Here is a 20,267-nt window from a genome sequence, read left to right as displayed (position 1 = left end):
AAAATCTTTAGCCTTGATAGGCTTTTATCGCTTTCTCTAAAACCTTAATCGCGCTCTCTTTGTTTTCAAACCCCTTGACTTTCACCCATTTATTAGGCTCTAAATCCTTGTAAGTTTCAAAAAAATGTTTGATTTTATCTAAAGTGTGTTTGGACAAATCATCAATATCCTTGACATAGGAATGCGTGGGATCGATCTTATCTATGGGTAGAGCGAGCAGTTTTTCATCCATTCCGCTTTCATCTTCCATGTTCAACACCCCAACCAAGCGCGCTTTCACTACGCTTCCGGCTTGAAAAGCCACATCGCTTAAAACAAGCGCATCTACAGGGTCGCCATCAGATCCTAAAGTGTTAGGCACAAAGCCGTAATTTGCGGGGTAATTTTGCGCCCCATAAAGCACCCTATCCACCATTAAAGCCCCGCTTTCTTTATCCAATTCATACTTGATATTAGAATGCTTGGATATTTCAATCACCACGCACAAAGAATCAGCGTCATGGCTCACTTCTAATTGGTCTAAATTCATTGCAATCTCCTTTGAATAAAAAGACTTATTCTAACATAAAGCCCGCTCTTTTTAAACCTCTTTAGGGGTTTTTAAAGGAGCGTATCGTCTGCTGTATTTATTAAAGGCTTTTAAGCACTTTCTGGCGTTGAATTTATGATAAAAAAGATTATCAAAATAGGATTTTCTAGGGGGTTTTAATGAAATATCAGGTTTTTTTGCATTTTGAATGGTGCTATTGAAAGCATGTTTGTTTAAAGAAACAGGGCAAGGCAAATAAGTAAAATTAGCCACATCATGGTAAGTGGGGTTGTTCATAAACATATCCACCGGCTCTATGATTTTAAAACGCTCCGTGGCTTCTATAAAAGTTTTAGCACCCTTAGGCGTGAGGTAGTAGCCTGCTGTAGTGGCTACATACACGCTAGTAAGGTAGAAATGCTCTAAAAAAAAGGCTTCTTTTTCGCTATCAGCGCGAGATTCCCAAAAAGTCTCTTTGATGTTTACCTCTTTTGCCAATAAGGATTCGTATTTTGTGGTGAGATCATCGTATTTTCCTGTGAGATCATCGTATTTTCCTGTGAGATCATCGTATTTTCCTGTGAGATCATCGTATTTTCCTGTGAGATCATCGAGATTTTTATACACTTCTGTCCGAGCTAAAATATTTCCAATGAAGTGGTTGAGTTTTCTTTTAATTTTTCTAAAAACCACTGGATTAAAAGAGGTTTTTTGGGGCACTATTTTGCAAGGCTCAGATAGTTCTTTGGGGTCTTGTTGCGTTTCAATAATACAATCTTGTTGTGCATCTTGTGTGGGATTGGGGGGGGTAACTTCATGGTTTTCAATAGGCGTTTTTTCAATAGACGCTTCAGCCTCTTCAGTTTCTGTATAGATAGGGAGAGCGCACAAATTGGTTTTATGGCCTCCCCAATAATGCCCGTAGAGTCTCACAAAATCAAAAGGGCTTTTCAAGCAATCTTCTAAGGCTTGCATGAAATTAGACTCTAGTGCTACATCATCTTCTAAAATAACGACCGGTTGGTTTGTTTTGACGCATTCTTTCCACAAAAGATAATGGCTTAAATAGCACCCAAATTCTTGGGGCAATAATTCTTGATAACAATAATCAGAATGGAACCAATCGGATTTTAATAAACTTGAAGAATCATAAAGCTCTTGAATAAATTTTTCAAAATCTTCGTGTTTAGGGCCAATAGCGTCAAAAATTTGAAAAACACAACGACCTTTAAATGTTTCATTGGATTCCAAAACGAGTTTTTCAGTATCCAAACGCCTTTGACTTTCTTTTAAAGAAATGATATAAACTTGTGTCAAATGAACTCCTAAATAATATAGCATTGATTTTAGCATAAAGTTTTTTCATTCTTTTTAAACCTCTTTAGGGGTTTTTAAAGGAGCGTATCGTCTGCTGTACTTGTAAAAAGCTTTTAAACGCTTTTTAGCGTTAATGCTGTAGTAGAAAAGATTCTTAAAAGTTGATTTTTTAGGCGGAAATGGGTAAGATTTCAAGCTCTTTTTTTGGGGCTTTTGAATGGTGCTGTCTAAAGAATGCTCGCTTAAAGAAACAGGGCAAGGCACATAAGTCAGATTCGCTATATCATGATAAGCAGAATTATCCATAAACATATCCACCGGCTCTATGATTTTAAAACGCTCCGTGGCTTCTATAAAAGTTTTAGCACCCTTAGGGGTTAAATAATAACTGGCTGTAGAAGCCACATACACGCTGGTGAGATAAAAATGCTCTAAGAAAAAGGCTTCTTTTTCATGCGTTGCGTAATAGCTTTTTTGTATTTTTTTGAGAATATAGTGGATGACTTTATGGGTAGAAAGATTCAAAAATCTAGAAACATCAAAAAATTTTTTAAATTTTTCTAAAATAGGGTTATTTTTAAAAGGATAATCAAAGGGAGGAAATACAAATTCTTTGGGTAAAACATGGAATTTTGTCTCGTGGTAATACCAATAGCACCCATAGAGTCTCACAAAATCAAAAGGGCTTTTCAAGCAATCTTCTAAAGCTTGCATGAAATTAGACTCTAGCATTGCATCATCTTCTAAAATAACGACCGGTTGATCTAATTTGACGCATTCTTTCCATAAAAGATAATGGCTTAAATAACACCCCAATTCAGGCAAAGTCAAACCAGCGCCAACATAAGAATGATACCAATCAGATTGCAATAAACTTTGAGCGTCATAAAGCTCTTGAAGTAATTTTTCAAAATCTTGATGTTTAGGGCTAATGGCGTCAAAGATTTGAAAAACGCAACGGCCTTTAAACTTTTCATTGGATTCTAAAATGAGTTTTTCAGTATCCAAACGCCTTTGACTTTCTTTTAAAGAAATGATATAGACACCAATCACAGCTCATTCTCTTTGGAACGCATTTTAATTCCCAAAAGACAAAATATATTTTTGTATTTCATTCACGATTTCTTCAATGCTCCTTTCACCATTGATGATTTTATGCAAACGTTTAGCCTTGTAGAAGTTTTGGATTTCAGCTAAGGGGTCTAAAAACACCCGCATGCGGTTATGAAACACCTTTTCATTATCATCAGCCCCCCTAGAGCGCCCTAAAACCCTTTCTTTAGCGGTATTTTCACTCACTTCTACTTCAATCACGCTTTTTAAGATCACTTCATTTTGAGCGTTCAATTCCTTATCTAAAGCTTGCATTTGTTCCACGCTCCTGGGATAGCCATCAATTAAAATGATCCCTTTACTAGAGCTTTTAATCGCTGAAAGGATCGTTTCTACCACAATTTCTAAAGGCACTAATTCGCCTTGAGAAGTGAATTTCTCAATCAATAAGCCTCGCTCGGTCTTTTTAGCGCTCTCAGCTCTCAATAAATCCCCAGTAGAAAAATGAGCGATTGTTTCGCTGTTATTCTTAGCGATAAGCTCTGCGTCAGTGGTTTTACCACTCCCTGGGGCTCCAATGATCAAAAATAGTTGTTTCAAATCGTATCCTTTTAAATTGGTTTTCTCAAGCGAATGTGTAATTCTCTTAGCTGCTCTTCATTAATGGGGCTAGGCGCATCAGTCAATAAGCATGAAGCTTTTTGCGTTTTAGGGAAAGCGATCACGTCTCTAATGCTATTGGATTTGGTCATTAGCATGATCAAGCGATCAAAGCCTATCGCAAAGCCTCCATGAGGAGGAGTGCCAAATTTTAGTGCTTCTAATAAAAAGCCAAATTTCTTTTGTGCTTCTTCTTCATGGATATTGATCTTTTCAAAGACTTTTTTTTGCACTTCTTCTTTATGAATCCTAATGCTTCCCCCACCAAGCTCCACACCATTAAGCACCACATCATACGCATGCGCTTCAATTTCTTCTATATCTTCGCATTCTATATTTTTAGGCATCGTAAAGGGGTGGTGTGCAGCATGATAGCCGTTTTCGGTTTTTTCAAACATGGGGAAATTGACTACCCATAAAAAATTCAAAGCGTCTTTATCAATCAAATCAAGCGTTTCAGCCACTTTTAAGCGCAAGCGCCCCATGTAATCTAACACGATTTTTTTATCCCCAGCTCCAAAAAAGACAATATCCCCAACTTGCGCATCAGTCCTTTCTAAAATACTCTTAAGCCCCTTTTCACTTAAAAATTTAACTAAAGGCCCTTTAACCTCATTTTCTTTAATCTGCAAATACGCCAAGCCTTGAGCCCCAAACTGGCGCACAAATTCTTCTAATTCTTTTAAAACGCTGCGGCTAAAAATGACATCAGCCCCCTTAACGTTCAAAGCTTTAATGCGTTTGTGTTTAGGATCTTTTGCGATATTAGAAAAAATAGCGTTTGAGCTGTCCATAAAGCAATCCCCCACTTCTATTAAAGGCAATTCAAAGCGTAAATCCGGCTTATCGCTCCCGTAATTTTCCATCGCTTCCTTATAAGGCATGCGTTTAAAAGGTTTGGAAATAGTATGCCCGATCGCTTTAAAAATCGCTTGCAACAAATCTTCCACCACGCCCATCACATCATTTTCATCACAAAAACTCATTTCCGCATCAATTTGCGTGAATTCTGGCTGCCTGTCCGCCCTCAAATCTTCATCTCTAAAGCAACGAGCGATTTGAAAATACCTATCCATTCCCCCACCATTAAAAGCTGTTTGAATAATTGCGGGCTTTGGGGAAGTGCGAAAAATTCGCCCTCATGCACCCTGCTTGGCACTAAATAATCCCTAGCCCCCTCAGGCGTGGTTTTAGACAAAATGGGGGTTTCAATCTCTAAAAAACCCTTTTGAGCTAAAGCGTTACGAGTGATTAAAGCCACTTCGCTGCGCAATTTAAAGATTTCATAAGAATTAGGAGAGCGCAAATCCAAATAGCGGTATTTCAAGCGCAAATCTTCATTCACGCTTTTATTGCCGATTTCAATCGGTGGGGTAGCGCTTTTATTTTCAATGACTAACTCTTCTAAAACAATTTCAATTTTACCCGTTTTTAGTTTAGGGTTTTCTAACCCAGCGCCTCTCAAACGCACTCTTCCTTTAGCCACTAGCACAAATTCACTCCTGACTTCTAAAGCCTTTTCATAAGCCTTAGAGCTAGGATCACAGACTAGTTGCACCAAACCGCTTTTATCCCTTAAATCAATAAAAACCACGCCTCCATGGTCTCTATAAGTGTTACACCACCCGGCCACTTTGATGATTTTACCCACATCTTTTTCACTAATTTCTGTGCAAAAATGACTTCGCATGTTTTATCCCTTTAAATTAAAACAAAAATTAAATTTATGAAAGCGTTTTTTTAAGCATTTCATGGATTTCAAGAATGTTAGATTTTACCACAAAACCATCCGCTTCTAAAGATTGGGCTAACTGGCGGTTAGAATCGCTGCTCATGGACGAATTGATAATCACAGGAAGATGCTCAGTCCTGTGATCAGCTTTAATGGTTTTTAGCACTTCAAACCCTGAAACGTTAGGCATTTCTAAATCCGTAATAACCACGCCGACTTGTTGGTAATGTTCTTTTTCATACAAATAATCCAACAATTCCCTCCCATTTGGAAAGGCTAAATAACGCAATTCTAAAGTTTGAACGATTTTTTCTAGGGTTTTAAGAGCGCTTAAGGAATCTTCAGCGATTAAAATGAGTTTTTGGCTTTGAATGGCTTCTATGCAACGCAAAGTCAAATCGTCCAAATCTTTCAAGCTAGGGAAAACATCGCTAATCATCTTTTCCACATCTAAGATCTGCACCACTCGTTCTTTATCAAAACGGGTGATAGCACTAAGCTTACCCTCTTCATTAATGCCTTGTTTGTCCCTAGCGCTAATCTCAGTCCAATTTTTATGGATGATCCTTTCAATTTTTAAAACCTTTAGAGCGATGGAATGGTTAGAAAAATGGCACACGATCACTAAATTATGGTCATCTTTAACGCTGCATTCTTTTAGATCACGGCTCGGATCATTAGCACTATAATGCAACCACCTTTTCACATCCACTAAAGGGATAGACTCGCCCCTAACGCTAAGAAACCCGAGCATCACGCCATCGCTCCCCCCAAGAATCTCTGTAACTTCCCCGTCATAATGGATAATTTCTCGGATCTTAAAAATATTCATGCCATAAAGTTGGGCGTCTTTTTCTGCATCTAATCTAAAGCATAGAAACTGTGCTTCGTTGTTCAAGTGCAACGAAGTCGTTTTGTCAATGTCTCTTACCACCTAATTTCCCCTAAAGCCCTATCAAAGATTAAATGTTATAATACTACCCTAATTTAGTTTAAAAGGTTTTTAATGATAAAAAGCCAAAAAGAATATTTAGAAAGAATTGAATATTTAAACACCCTATCGCACCATTATTACAACCTTGATGAATCCATCGTAAGCGATGCGGTCTATGATGAACTTTACCAAGAATTAAAAGCTTATGAAGAAGAAAACCCTAATCGCATTCAGGCTAACTCCCCTACCCAAAAAGTGGGGGCTACTGCCACCAATGAGTTCAGTAAAAACCCCCATTTAATGCGGATGTGGAGCTTAGATGATGTGTTCAATCAAAGCGAATTGCAAGCGTGGTTGCAACGCATTTTAAAAGTTTATCCTAACGCTTCATTCGTGTGTTCGCCCAAACTTGATGGGGTTTCACTCAATCTTTTGTATCAACATGGCAAGTTAGTGAGCGCAACCACTAGGGGTAATGGCTTAGAAGGGGAGCTTGTTACTAACAACGCTAAACACATCGCTAATATCCCTCATTCTATCGCTTATAATGGAGAAATAGAAATCAGGGGCGAAGTGATCATTGCTAAAGAGGATTTTGACGCCTTAAACAAAGAGCGCCTAGACGCTAATGAACCCCTATTCGCTAACCCTAGAAACGCCGCATCAGGGAGTTTGAGGCAGCTTGATAGCAAAATCACTAAAAAGCGTAAATTGCAATTCATTCCTTGGGGCGTGGGCAAGCATTCTTTAAATTTTTTAAGCTTTAAGGAGTGTTTGGATTTTATTGTCTCGTTAGGTTTTAGCGCTATTCAATACTTAAGCCTAAACAAAAACCACCAAGAAATAGAAGAAAATTACCACACCCTGATTAGAGAAAGGGAGGGCTTTTTTGCCCTTTTAGACGGCATGGTGATCGTTGTGAATGAATTGAATATTCAAAAGGAGCTAGGCTACACGCAAAAATCCCCTAAATTCGCTTGCGCTTATAAATTCCCGGCTCTAGAAAAACACACCAAAATCATAGGAGTCATCAACCAAGTGGGGCGCAGCGGGGCAATCACGCCGGTCGCTCTCTTAGAGCCTGTAGAAATTGCTGGAGCTATGATTAATAGAGCGACCTTGCACAATTATTCTGAAATTGAAAAAAAGAATATCATGCTCAATGATAGGGTCGTTGTCATTAGAAGCGGCGATGTGATCCCTAAAATCATCAAACCTTTAGAAACTTACAGAGACGGCTCGCAACAAAAAATCATGCGCCCCAAAGTTTGCCCCATATGCTCGCATGAGCTTTTATGCGAAGAGATTTTTACTTATTGTCAAAACCTTAATTGCCCAGCAAGGTTGAAAGAAAGCTTGATTCATTTTGCTTCTAAAGACGCTTTAAACATTCAAGGCTTGGGCGATAAAGTCATAGAGCAACTTTTTGAAGAAAAACTCATTGTTAACGCCCTGGATTTGTATGCTTTAAAGTTAGAAGATTTAATGCGGCTAGACAAATTCAAAATCAAAAAAGCTCAAAATCTGTTAGACGCTATTCAAAAGAGCAAAAACCCTCCTTTATGGCGTTTGATCAACGCTTTAGGGATTGAGCATATCGGTAAGGGAGCGAGTAAAACGCTAGCCAAATACGGCTTAAATGTGTTAGAAAAAAGCGAAGCCGAGTTTTTAGAAATGGAAGGCTTTGGGGTGGAAATGGCGCGCTCTTTAGTCAATTTTTATGCGAGCAATCAGGAATTTATCCGATCGTTATTTGATTTGTTAAACCCTAAAAGTAGCGATACGGCTGAAGAAAAGCAAAAAAGCTCTTCTGTTTTCAGTGATAAAACGATTGTTCTAACCGGCACGCTTTCTAAACCACGGCAAGAATACGCTCAAATGTTAGAAAATTTAGGGGCAAAAATTGCTTCAAGCGTGAGCGCTAAAACCGATTTTTTAATCGCTGGAGAGAACCCCGGCTCAAAACTCGCTCTGGCAAAAAAACATGGCGTGAGCGTTTTGAATGAAGAAGAATTGTTAAAACGCCTTAAGGAATTGGATTAAAAATCATCGCTTATTAAAATCAAGCTCCTTTACCATTTGTTTTAAGATTTTATATTTAATACCCATTTAAATTCTAAAGAAAAATTCCAATTTTCATTCTTAATGAATTTACTCACAAAATCCTATTTTATAGTAGAATGCGAAAAATAAAGATATTTTAAGGAGCAATGATGGAACACCATAAAGTGCACACAACCATTCAGGCTTTACAAGCCAAACGCAAAAAGTTGCTAACCGAATTAGCTGAGTTAGAAGCAGAAATAAAGGTGAGCAGCGAACGAAGGAGCAGTTTTAATATTTCGCTTTCGCCCAGTTTGTTAGCCGAAATAGAAGAGATAGAATACGAAGAAAAAACAAGCAAAGAGCGAAGAATCAATCACAGCGTTTTACTTTCGCCCAGTTTTATGGCTAAAGTGGATGAATACATGAAAGAGAAAGGTTTTTCTAACCGCTCGCTCCTCTTTGAAAAAGCGTTGGAATTTTACATGTTAAAACACCCATAAAACCAATAACGGACAAAAAACGAAAGGGTATTTAGGGTTTTGAGAATGGAAAATCAAAAACTCCGTTTCTCTAGCTTTCTTGAGGTCGTTGATTTCTTATTTAAAGCCTTGACTTTGTCCGTTGTTTTATTTATCTTTTAGTTGAAAAATCGTTTCACTCGCTTAAATCGTGTCTATCAGTAACGCTTTTGGCTCATTTAAATAAAGATCAGTTAATTTTTTAGTAACACTACGCTAAATAAAACCATCGTTTGAATATAATAACACTAGATGGGATTTTAAATCATTTCTGTCAAAGGGGATTTTATGCAAAGGGGATTTTATGATTTCTAATATCAGTATCACGCCCATAAAAAACACGCTCAAAAACGCTTTAAATATCCATAATTTTTCATTTAAGAGTCATACTAGCACAGCTATTATTGGTGCAAATGGATCAGGAAAATCAACGCTTATCAATACTATTCTAGGCATTAGAGAAGACTACAATGTCAAAGCACAAAATAACAACATCCCATACCACAACAATATTATTCCACAACGCAAACAATTGGGGGTCGTATCCAATTTGTTCAACTATCCACCTGGACTAAACGCAAACGACTTATTCAAGTTCTATCAGTTTTTTTATAAAAACTGCACTCTAGATTTGTTTGAAAAAAATCTTTTAAATAAAACCTACGAACACCTAAGCGACGGACAAAAACAGCGCTTAAAAATTGACTTAGCTCTTAGCCATCACCCACAATTAGTTATTATGGATGAACCAGAAACTAGTTTGGAGCAAAACGCTCTTATAAAGTTATCAAACCTTATTAAGCTACGCAATACCTAGCAACTTACGAGCGTTATTGCCACTCATGATCTGATTGTTTTAGAAAGTTGTAAATGGGTCTTATTCCTTAAAAATGGCAACATTGCCAAATACGAACCTTTAGATTCCATATTAAAATCTGTAGCTATAACTTTTGATCTTAAAGAAAAACTGAGTGCAAAAGACTTGTTGGCATTGTTAAAGGATATTTAATGGGTGCAATTTTATCTATTTTAAAACTTGAAATTAAATCTTATTTTACTAATACAAGCGCGCTATTTTGGACTTTTATCTATCCTATTTTGATGCTCTTATTGTTAGTTTTTATCTTTTCAAAAAATACTACTGAAATTTTTTACTTTAATAGCATCATAGGTCTAATGGGACTACTCATTATTTCTAGTGCAATCTTTGGTCTTACACAAGCTATAGCAAGCTCTAGATCACATAATGTTTTCTTATTCTATACGCTATCACCAGCAACTTTCAAACAAATAACTCTTGCACTCATTGCTTCAAGATTAATCGTTGTAATCACATACGCTTTTGTCTTTATTTGCACTTCTTTTTATGCATTCAATATCATTGCTCTCCTGAATTTTAAAACACTCATTTTTGGATTTATTAGTATTTTTTCAAGCTCATTATTTTGCTTTTGTTTAGCCATTTTTGTCGCTAAAACCTTTCAAAATGAACAAAGTATCTTAGGATTTGCCAACATTATCAATCTCTACGCAGTAATGTCTTGTAATGTGTTTGTTTCTCTAGACTATCTACCTAGTATTGGTCAGTTATTCATTAAAACATCTGTTTTTTACCAACTTAACCAACTTTTACTAAAGTCCTTTCAAGGAATTGACCCTATACTAATACTGATAACTTCAACACTTTTTATTGTTTGTGGCATTACTCTCTTTTTACTAAGCACTAATCGCATGCTATTAATACCGAGAGAACGCATGCGTTAAACACTTAGTCCCACCATTGATTGATTTAATGGCTCAAAAAGGGGTAAGCCCCCACCTTTTAAAACGCTAAACGCATTCCAATGTTTCCGGTGATATTGATCATTTTGTAATCCAATCCAAACCTAGCCCCCACCCCAGCATTCGCATAAAAGCTTTTAAACAACCTCACTTCACCGCCCGTAGTGATGCTCGCAAAAGTGTTATAAAGCTCGCCTTTCCTGTAACTCAAAGTGTTGTTACCAATAAAACGCACCAACTTATCCCCCATAGACCTCACAAGCAAATCCCTACCAAAGCCGCCAATCGCATAAAAATAAGAGTTTGTGTTGAAATAATGGCGGTTCTCCAAAGCAAGATCAATCGTTAAAACGGATTTTTTAGACGGATCGGCATTCGCTTTAAACTGGTTATAAAGCGCATTATTCATAACCCCTTCTAAACCGGTCATGCCAATATAGTAATACCTTAAACCAATTTGAGGTTTTAAAATGATGCTTTTGTTTTTAAACATGAAATCATACCCGTAATTAACTCTCGCGTTCGTCGTCCATGTGCTGTATTTATAAGACTGATTAATCATAGAAAGCAAAGTGTCGTTGGAGTTGATTTGGGTTTTATTAGCCCCCCAAGTTTCATTAACGCTAAAGGTCAGCTCGCTCTTTTTAATGAAAGCCCTCGCATACAAGCCCACATCTACATTATCGGATTTAGAATTAGTGATGCGTTCATAAAACCCGCTATACCCATAAGCCGCATACCCTCCAACAATCACCCCCTTAATGAATCTGTCATAGCCCACATTGACACCATAGAGCGTTCCTGTGCCATTTTCCACAAAGCTCACGCCCCCAACGCCGGTTGCCCAAAGGTTGTTTTTTAATTTATCCCTTTGAGAGTATTTTAAAATCACATCCATCGCGTTAGGGATTGCATCAGCAAATCTTTGGTTTTTAAGGCTGCTCAAGCGTTCGCTAAAATCCGTTGAATCAAAGGAAGCGAAATTAGAAAGCTTGGCTAAACGGCTCATTTGTTGCGTGTAAGTGTTGAGCTGTAAAGCATCGGTGGAATTGTTTTTAAGATTGGGTTTAGAAAGCATGCCTAAAGCGCTGGTAATATCTTTCATTAAAGTAACAATGTGTTCAGTGGGATTGTCTTGCAAATAATAAGGAGCGAACAAGGGATTACCCCCCTTAGCCACAAAAAGCTCATTCAGCCACATGATAGAATTATTGCCCGCAGATTTGATCGCATTCAAACCAGTGCTGCCTTGAATGCGTTTAACATAATACTCCAAACTAGGGGCATGAATATCCATGGGCTTATCAGAGACGGTAACTTGAACTTTATCATAAAGGATAGATGAATACACCATTTGCCCTTGATTGTCTTTAAAGCTCACCACAAGACCCCCATCTTTAATATTGACCGGTTGGTTGTCATAGCTTAGTGAATCGCCCTTTAATTGCATACGTTTGCCGTTAAAATCAATGAGGGTGTAAAGCTTGAGGTAATCGCTCAAGCTCCCTCCAAGAATCGTTTGATTATCATAGCCATAAACCATGCGTTTAGCGTCTATAAGCGTGTAAGCGCCTTGCTTGAGTTGGGTATCAAAATGGATTAAAGCTTGATTGTTATAAGACATGATCGTAGAATTGCCAGCCACATTAATAATCGTTTGATTGGTTTTATTGTTAAGATTAAAGATTAATGACCCTTCGCTGTTAAAATTCCCCCCAACATTCAAACCATTTTCATTCGTGCTGAGAGCCGCTCCTTTAACCACATTGAGATTACCGCTAATGTCAGCCCTATGATTAGAATTATTGTTAAAAGCGTTATTCACGATCAAATTATTCGCTTTAAAAGTAGCGTTTGGCTCTAAATTTAAAGTCCCGATAGTCGTATTTTGCAAGACTTTTGAAAAATCCACTAACCCATTAGCCTTAATTGTTCCTAAGAAAGCGAAATTATTCGCATTCACTTCTAGAGTTTCATCGGTTGGGGCTGTTGCGCTTGAAGAATGAGCTTTTTTCTCGCCCATGCAATTTAAAACATTCACGCAAATTTGACCTTTTTGAACGCTAATATCGTTTCGTGGCGCGTTAAGAATTAAACCATTGGTAGCGTTTAAGGTGTCTAATGGAATATTAGAAAAATCTTTAGATACAAAAGAAAGCCTGCCTTGATATTGCGTGAAATTGATCGTATTTTTCCCGTTAAAAATAATGGACTTGCCCGCCACAAAATTCAATTCCCCCCCTGTGGCGTTACTAAACGAGCTGTTATTCACAAACACATGGTTTTTAGCCACAAAATTGAAATTCCCTTTTTGCCAAAGATTGTGCAAGCCCCTAGAGCCTAGTAAAGATCCAAAGCCCAATTGTTTTAACTCATCTTGTAAAGATTTAGGGAGTATGGAGCCTAAACCTTGATGATAAACGCCGCCAAAGCCCTTATCGGCGATGATTTTATTAATCATTTGCCCTAAGACTTGATTGCTCATGATTTTATTCACTACGCCTTCGCCTAATAAATCGTTTAGCACTTTTTGACCCATTCCAGAAATCGCGCCCAATAATTCCTTACTGGGGTTAGTGATGCTATTTAAAGCGATATTGACTAACACGCTTAAATCCTGTGGGCCCAGCCAAGAAATGAGCTTATTGATTAAGGGGGCTTGATTGATCATTTGATTGAGAATATCCCCAAAGGTCGTTTTATCCAAGAAACTCTGTAAGTCTTTGGAATCAGCGCTAGAGCCTATTTTATCAAGGGTTTGATTCAACCCTCCAGGCACAAAATTATTGGCAAAAGAACTCAAGCTTTGTTTTCCGTACCAAGTATTGATGAAATTCTCTACATTTTGAATCCCTAAAGTTTTCACGATGAATTTTTCAAACCCTGAAGAATGGGCTTGGATTTGCTCTAAAAGCATTTGATCGATTTCTTTTCTTTTTATAGGATCTAGCGCGTTTAAAAGCCCGTTTTCACCAAAAACATCGCCCACCGTTTTAGAATTTAAAATTTCCATGATCGCGTTTTTAAAAGTGCTCACGCCTAAGAGATCATTCACTTCAGTAGGGCTAAGCAAAGAGCTTAAAGTCTTAGATCCAAAATCTTTAGGGATCATGTTGGCTAAATCTTTGGGGATAGCGTTATCATTCAAGCTCTCTTCATAAATGATATTAGAAAGCGCATTCCCTAAACCTTTTTCTCCAAAAAGCTTTTCAATGCCCCCTTGCCCCAAGTAAGAAAAGATTTTATCGGTCCCTTGAGCGTCAATATTGGCTTGATTAAGCACTAAATTAGTGCCGCTTTCAAAAGACACATTCGCACTCCCACCGCTCCCCCAAGCGTTCCCGCTACCGATGGTTCCAGTAATGTAAATGTTTTTAGCCTTAAAATTAGCGTTAATGTAGCCTAAATAAGGCGTGCTAGAATGGAGCAACTGCCCTAAATTAGTCTGCCTAAACATCTGGCAAGTGTTATCCCCAACCGCGCATGGCTCTTTATAGCCATCGCCTCCAAACCACACCACGCTATTCGTGTTCGTTTGCCCTTCTTTGATCGCTCCTACAACGAGATTGCCTTGAGAGAAATGATAATTAGCCGTGTTAGAAAAATTATTGATAATCTTTAATAAGCTCTTCCAATTTGCTTGGTTTAAAGCAATACCATATTTCTTTAAAATATCAAAAAGAGTTTCAAAACCATTCGGGCTATTGAGATTGAGATGATCTAAAGCCCCTGAAGATAAAAGATTGGCTATTTTAGGCAAAAACTCCTTACCCAAGCTGGCGATCATGTTCAAATCTTGCTTAGTGATAGTCTGATTATAAATGTGTAAGGCTTGTAATGGCTGGTTTTGCGCGTTATAAGTCCCGGGTGTTTCATTGTTTTGATTAAAGCCTTTGATATTGCTACTCAAATAATAAGTGCCGGCCTTATCGCTTGTGTAATTATAGGAATTCTCGGTTTCATTATAAGGGTTTTTTTGGTAAAAATACAAGCTAGGAGCGAGATTGAACATCTCATTATTAGAAACGCCGTTTTGAGAAATCTGCACTTTCAAGCGGTTGTTATGCAAGGTTTCTGTAATCGTTTCAGTCGTATTGAGCGGGTTAGTGAATCTCCACGAATGAACGCCGTTATTAAACGAGTAGTCAGCCTTGTCAATCTGTATGCCATAAAAACGGATCTTCTCATAGCCGTTATTCCCCATCAAACCCTGAATGTTTTGAGCTTGTAAAATATTATAAACTAAGGGCTTGTTTTTTGCATCAAACAAATTCACATTAGACAGATTCAAAACGCCTTGAGATCCAAAGCTGAAATTCCCGCTTGCATTAATAGATAGAGCGTTACTGCCATTGCCTAATAGATTTAAAGCACCATTTAAAAGAACGCTTTGAAAATTCAGGGTGCTGTTGTTTTCTAAATCAAACAAGGCATTAGAATTAAAGGTCGCTAATTTAGTGAAAGAAATTTGAGAATTATTGGCATAAAAACTCACAGGAGCGTTAAAAACGCTATCGCCATTGAAATTCAACAAGCTTGAGTTATTGAGATTGAAATTTGTTTCCCCCTCTACGCTAAGCGTATTAAAACTCGCTTGAGAACTTTCAGCCAAATTCATCGTAGAGTTATTTTCAAAAGTGGAAGCCCCTTGGAAATTGATATGGATATTTTTAGCCCTTAAATTGAGCGTCGCTTGATTAAAATTCGTATTCCCTTTGAAATTAATCAGGCGTGCAGAGTTGCCAAAATCAGGCGTCTTACCAAATAAAGGAATGCCATAAAAGGTTACATTAGCGTTATTGAAATTCGCTTGATTGAAGCTTACTTGAGCGTTAGGGTTCAAGTTCAAATAAGACACCCCGTTAAAAGCGGTTGTGCCGTTAAAATTCGCCACGCTGTTGTTGTAAAAAGAAAGGCTTGAAGCGTTTTCTAAAGTCGTTTGGGTTTGGCTATCCCCAATATTAATAGCAGCGTTGGGCTTGACTGAAAGCCTGGAATGATTGAAAGTAACATTCCCATTCAATGATGACTGATTCACGTTCTTAGACACATCAATGACTATTTGAGAGTTATTGAAAATAATGTTATTAGCTTTCAAATCATAACGGATGCCCCCCCTAAAATGGAATTAGAAAATACCAAATCCGTATTCGCAACCATATTCACATACGATGAGCCGCTCTCAGTCGCTCCGTTAATATTAGTCCAGCCGCTAAAAGTGGTGTTTTCAAAAGCGATACGCCCTGAGTTAAAATTAAAGCCTCCCCATGTGAAATCCCTAAAGTTAGAATTTTTAATCTCCATAGAAAGCCTGGAATTAAAATTCGCCCAGGAATGCTGGCTCGCGCTGGTTTGTAAGCCTAAAGCCACGGTTTGGAAATTCGTGTAATTTAACCCGTCAGCGTTCAAGGTTTCATCAGCGTTAAAATTGATTGTCGCCCCACCGCCGGCGTTAGGGTTGCCGACATTAAAGTTATTCGTTAAAAAGATATTAGTCGCGTTAAAATTGCCATGCAAATACAACAAATTATTCTTACCAAACCAGATCGATCCGCCATTGTCATTAGCCTTTTCTTGAGCACTCCCTAACAGCAAAGTCCCCACCACCGTAGCCCCAAAGTTCAGCGACCATGCAAAAGCGCTAGAGCCAATAAGGTCTTGATTTTTATAAGGCGCGATATAGCACACGCCAACGCACACAGGGGTTTTTCCTGGAATGAAGTCAAATTGCTTCCTCACCTGACTCCAAATATCCTTAGAATCATTATCTGTGTGGAAAGACGAAGAATGGATAGTGAAATATTTATAGGTGATAGAGCTAGAATTAAAAGTTTCTTCAAAAACAAATTTTTGGCCGTTGCTTTGGGTGAATTGCACAAAATAAGTGTTTTTCTCCGTTCTTAATAAAGTCCCTCTCTCGCCACCATAATGGATCAAATTCCATAAATTTTGCGAGAAAGCATTGTCCGCTAAAGCTTGGTTATTGTATTTGATGCTATCCCCGCTTAAAAGCGTGTAAGTGGTTTTATCGGTCAAATTCCTTTCAATGTTAAAAATACTATCATTTTCAATAGAGACTGATCCTTTAAGGCGGCTGAAAGGATCGCTATTAATAAGCGTGTTTGTGCCTTTAAAAGTGGTGTTTTTAGTGTCATTAAACGAATAGCTCCCGCCATTAAACGAGTTGTTGTTAAAAATAAGGTTTTGCACTCTGGCGTTGATATTATAAGAATTGAAGGTGTTGTTTTCTAGGGTTAAAGAATTCCCGGCGCTGTTTTCGCCCCCTTTATAAATCAAAGTGCCATTATTATTGAAAGTTACTCCGCTAATGGTGGTTGTGCCATTGCTATTGGCGTTATCCACGCCAAAATTCCCCTCTCCACTCACAGACCCCCCATTAAAAGTAATATCATTCGCTTTAAGGTTAAAGCCTCCATGCGGGGTTTGGTTGCTAAAATTTGCGTTTGTTGCATTCAAGTTGCCATTATTAACAATGAAATTCATCCATGAATTTTGCAAACCGGCTTTATCGTTATTCAAATGAGCGTTAGCGATATTCAAACGCTTTTGAGCGTTAAACACTAAAGTCGCACCCCCACCGGTTTTGGCCCCATTACCAGAGCGAATCGTGCCGGTAATATCAATTTGACTCGCTTTAAAAACGCCTTGAATATAGCCCACTAGCCCCCATTCAGCCCCTGAAGTTTTCCCAAAACCCACCACGCTATTAGAAGTAGGATTCGCCCCAGCAAGGAAAGGGGTGGTCTGATTGAACACTAAAACGCTGTTAGCGCCGCTATAATCTTGCGTGAAAACGCCTGTGCCAGCAATCTTCCAAGTCGTCATGCCGTTGAGGTAGAACACGGTGTTACTGGCGTTATTATTGATATTTTTAAGATGAAATACCTCATTATGGATATTCACGCAATGCGTATACCCTAGAGTGCATAAACGAGTGAGCGTGATCCCGTTATTAAAATTTTCTTTGATGTAGTAAGTCAAGCCGTTATCGGTGAATTGGACATTATAAATTTTAGTGCTGTTTGGCGTGGATTGATCCTTATTTACTAGCGTGCCGCTAGGGTTTTCCCCACTAATCCAACGCAATATTTGATACAAAGCGTTATTATCCTTATAATCCACGCTTTTAGCGTTAAGCAATTGATAAGTCGTGCCTACGCTTAGGCTACTCAAAAGCCCTTGCATGTTAAAAACAACGCCCTTATTGAAAGTAAAATCCGTTTGAGCGCCATTTATTTTGAATTGGTTATTCACATTAAAAGTGTCGTTAGTAAAACTGGCTTTAGGGGTATTATTGAAATTAAACACGCCCCCATTAAAAACATTCCCATTAAAATCCACTTGCTTGGCGTTGAAATTAAACGAACCGCCATTAAACGAGTTGTTATTAAAAGCGTTTGTCTGCTCTGCATGGTTGAAATTAAACGAACCGCCATTAAATTTGTCTTCATTAAAGGTGTTATTCGCGCCATCAAAAGTGTAGGAAGCGTCGCTTAAAACGGATTTTTCAATGGTGGTCTTGCCCTGGAATTTGAAATTCCCTGCTAAAAAATTCGTGTTTTTAAAATGGTAAGAATTTTCAGCGCCTTGAAATTTGTAATAAGCCTTGTTGAAATTCACGCTATCAAAAACGCCATTACCGGTAAAATCATACCCTCCACCCGTCCAATCGTAAAAATCAGACTGAGAAACATTAATTTTACCGCTACCAGAGCTATCCCCTAAGGCGATAAAAGTCATGTAAGAGTTTTGCGAAGTGGTTTTTAGGTTTTTAAAATCAGCCCCAGCGATATTGATTTCAGTTGCGCCCACAAAATTCAAAGTCGCCCCCCCACCGGTTTGAGCACCATTACCAGACATCATGTTACCGGTGATATAAACCCTATCGGCTGTGAAAGTGCCGGTGATATAGCCCGTTTTCCCCCAATTGACTCCCTCATACCCCCCAAAACGCACCGTGCTGTTAGATTTAGGGATCGTGCCATTAGCCCAAGGGGTCGTAGCGTTAAAGACTAAAGCACTATTTTTCCCGCCATAGGTTTGAGTGAATTTCGCATTAGTGTAATTCCAAGTGTTCAAGCCGTTGAGATAAAAAATCGTATCAGCCCTATCATCGTTAATATTTTTTAAATTAAAGACATTGTCATGGATATTCACGCTATTGGTGTAATAAATATTGTTCGCACCATAATAGATAGATTGTAAAACAATGGAATCAGGGCTAAAAATTTGCCTAAAATTATAGAGCGTGCCGCCTAAATTGTAGGTTACATAGTAAGTGTGGGTGTTGTTATTTGAGCTTGTATGATTTTTATCAGCGTCTTTTGTGGCTTGCGTGTTTTTAAGCCTGATGATATTCCATAAATTATCCACATCATTATAAGTGATGTTGCCATTTTTCATGCTAAAGAGCGTGTAAGCGCTCCCTATACTAGGCGTGTAATTTTGAATATTAAAAATCGCATTAGGATTAATAGTAACTTTACCGGTCATATTGACAAAAGGCGAAGTGGGGTTATTGATCGTGGTTGTGCCTTGAAAATTAACATGAGCATCAGATCTATTAAAAACGAACCAACCCCCATTGAAGGTCAAATTATTAAAAGTAATATTATTTGCATTAAGAATATAGGCATTCCCTATAGTATTAGTGTTGCCATTAGGCATGCTCCCCAGAGTGCTGTTATTAAAGGTAACGCTATTGGCGTTAAGATTGAGTTTGTAATGATTGATATTAGAGTTAGTAAAGGTGATGCTCCCCCCGATACCATTCCCACCCTTATAAGTGAGCGCGCCGTTATTGTTGAAAGTTACTCCGCTAATGGTGGTTGTGCCATTGCTATCCACGTTATCAAAGCCAAAATTCCCACCATTGATTGTTCCGCCATTATAAGTGATCTTTCGCCCCATAGCATTAAAGCCCCCATTAGGGGTTTGGTTGCCAAAATTCGTGTTTGTCAAATTCACGCTGTTATTGGAAATCAAATTGATCCAAGAAGTTTGTGTCCCAGCTCTGTTATTTTGAAAATAAGCCCCATTAGTGTTTAATTCGTTTGAGCTTTCAAAAACCAGTATCGCCCCCCCACCGGTTTTCCACTCATTACCTGAGCCAACAGCCCCTGTGATAAAAATGTCTTTTGCCTTAAAAACCCCTGTAATAAAACCGATATAGCCCTTTTCCCCAAACCATATAGAAGAATGATTGGGCGTTGCGGAAGCGTTTTTTGTCCCTATGTATAATTTACTATTGTTATAATTTTGCGTGAAATTCCTATTCCCCCTAGCCCAAGTGCGTAAAGGGCTGATATAGTAGGATTTGTTGCTGTTATTTTCATTCACGCTATTGAGCCAATACACCGAACTATTATAATCTTCAGCGCTCAAAGCTGAAACAAACCCAAGCCCTAAGAAGATTTTTTTATTAAAGGATAGAGAAGAATTTGAATGCGTTTTTAAGGAGTAAATTGTCAAAGGCGAGTTTTTGATTGTATATTTTTTAGCGATTTTCTTTTTAACGCCCTTAAACGAGCGGTTTTTACTAAAGCGTTCATTCTTTAAATCTATTTTGCTACTTCTATAAGTCATATTTTGAACCCTTTCATGTGATCATACTCGTTGTTATATTTTTTGATGCTATCAATTATACAATTTAATTAAAAACGGCACAATCTCCTT

The 20,267-nt window shown here is 38.1% G+C and carries 9 protein-coding genes and 2 pseudogenes; 4 read left to right on the top strand and 7 right to left on the bottom strand.

All coding sequences use genetic code 11. The features are described from left to right. Positions 1-7: 7 nt before the first annotated feature. The 6 genes and pseudogenes from D2C72_02320 to D2C72_02295 all read right to left on the bottom strand — a co-directional run bounded on the left by D2C72_02320 (position 8) and on the right by D2C72_02295 (position 6,225). Positions 8-529 carry an inorganic pyrophosphatase gene (locus D2C72_02320; GenBank protein QEF43260.1) on the bottom strand — a complete coding sequence of 174 codons (522 nt, stop codon included), beginning with the start codon at positions 527-529 and terminating at the stop codon, positions 8-10. 51 nt (positions 530-580) lie between these two features. After that, positions 581-1,846 carry a glycosyltransferase family 25 protein gene (locus D2C72_02315; GenBank protein QEF43259.1) on the bottom strand — a complete coding sequence of 422 codons (1,266 nt, stop codon included), beginning with the start codon at positions 1,844-1,846 and terminating at the stop codon, positions 581-583. Positions 1,847-1,900: 54 nt separating this feature from the next. Continuing rightward, a complete protein-coding gene (locus tag D2C72_02310) occupies positions 1,901-2,899 on the bottom strand; it encodes a glycosyltransferase family 25 protein (GenBank protein QEF43258.1) in 999 nt (332 codons plus the stop codon). A 24-nt stretch (positions 2,900-2,923) separates the two neighbouring features. Then, the gene (locus tag D2C72_02305) at positions 2,924-3,499 is read right to left on the bottom strand and encodes an adenylate kinase (protein QEF43257.1); all 576 of its coding nucleotides are present in this window, start codon (positions 3,497-3,499) and stop codon (positions 2,924-2,926) included. A gap of 11 nt (positions 3,500-3,510) precedes the next feature. After that, positions 3,511-5,249 (bottom strand): annotated as a pseudogene (gene aspS / locus D2C72_02300) (aspartate--tRNA ligase). Between the two features lie 34 nt (positions 5,250-5,283). Beyond that, the gene (locus D2C72_02295; protein QEF43256.1) at positions 5,284-6,225 is read right to left on the bottom strand and encodes a chemotaxis signal transduction protein CheV; all 942 of its coding nucleotides are present in this window, start codon (positions 6,223-6,225) and stop codon (positions 5,284-5,286) included. A 72-nt stretch (positions 6,226-6,297) separates the two neighbouring features. Here D2C72_02295 and ligA point away from each other — a divergent pair, with 72 nt between their 5' ends. From ligA to D2C72_02275, 4 genes are all read left to right on the top strand, one after another. Further along, positions 6,298-8,268 carry a DNA ligase (NAD(+)) LigA gene (ligA, locus tag D2C72_02290; GenBank protein ID QEF43255.1) on the top strand — a complete coding sequence of 657 codons (1,971 nt, stop codon included), beginning with the start codon at positions 6,298-6,300 and terminating at the stop codon, positions 8,266-8,268. Between the two features lie 167 nt (positions 8,269-8,435). Beyond that, positions 8,436-8,771, top strand: a complete 336-nt coding sequence (locus D2C72_02285; protein ID QEF43254.1) for a hypothetical protein — start codon at positions 8,436-8,438, stop codon at positions 8,769-8,771. 322 nt (positions 8,772-9,093) lie between these two features. Then, positions 9,094-9,606, top strand: coding sequence for an ATP-binding cassette domain-containing protein (locus D2C72_02280; GenBank protein ID QEF43253.1), 513 nt, complete (start codon positions 9,094-9,096; stop codon positions 9,604-9,606). Between the two features lie 191 nt (positions 9,607-9,797). Beyond that, on the top strand, positions 9,798-10,553 hold the full coding sequence (locus D2C72_02275; GenBank protein ID QEF43252.1) for an ABC transporter permease: 756 nt from the start codon (positions 9,798-9,800) through the stop codon (positions 10,551-10,553). Between the two features lie 58 nt (positions 10,554-10,611). Here D2C72_02275 and D2C72_02270 read toward each other — a convergent pair. Beyond that, positions 10,612-20,177: pseudogene (locus D2C72_02270) on the bottom strand (toxin). Between the last annotated feature and the right edge of the window lie 90 nt (positions 20,178-20,267).

It is taken from the genome of Helicobacter pylori, assembly GCA_008032955.1.
Taxonomy (GTDB): Bacteria; Campylobacterota; Campylobacteria; order Campylobacterales; family Helicobacteraceae; genus Helicobacter; species Helicobacter pylori_DC.
Note: the sequence above shows the minus strand (reverse complement) of the source record. Positions and strands in the feature narration are given on the sequence as shown.

Bases quoted from the DNA above. Each gene is read 5' to 3' on its own strand.
- D2C72_02275 (QEF43252.1), top strand. From the start codon at position 9,798: ATGGGTGCAATTTTATCTATTTTAAAACTTGAAATTAAATCTTATTTT.
- ligA (QEF43255.1), top strand. From the start codon at position 6,298: ATGATAAAAAGCCAAAAAGAATATTTAGAAAGAATTGAATATTTAAAC.
- D2C72_02285 (QEF43254.1), top strand. From the start codon at position 8,436: ATGATGGAACACCATAAAGTGCACACAACCATTCAGGCTTTACAAGCC.
- D2C72_02320 (QEF43260.1), bottom strand. From the start codon at position 529: ATGAATTTAGACCAATTAGAAGTGAGCCATGACGCTGATTCTTTGTGC.
- D2C72_02280 (QEF43253.1), top strand. From the start codon at position 9,094: ATGATTTCTAATATCAGTATCACGCCCATAAAAAACACGCTCAAAAAC.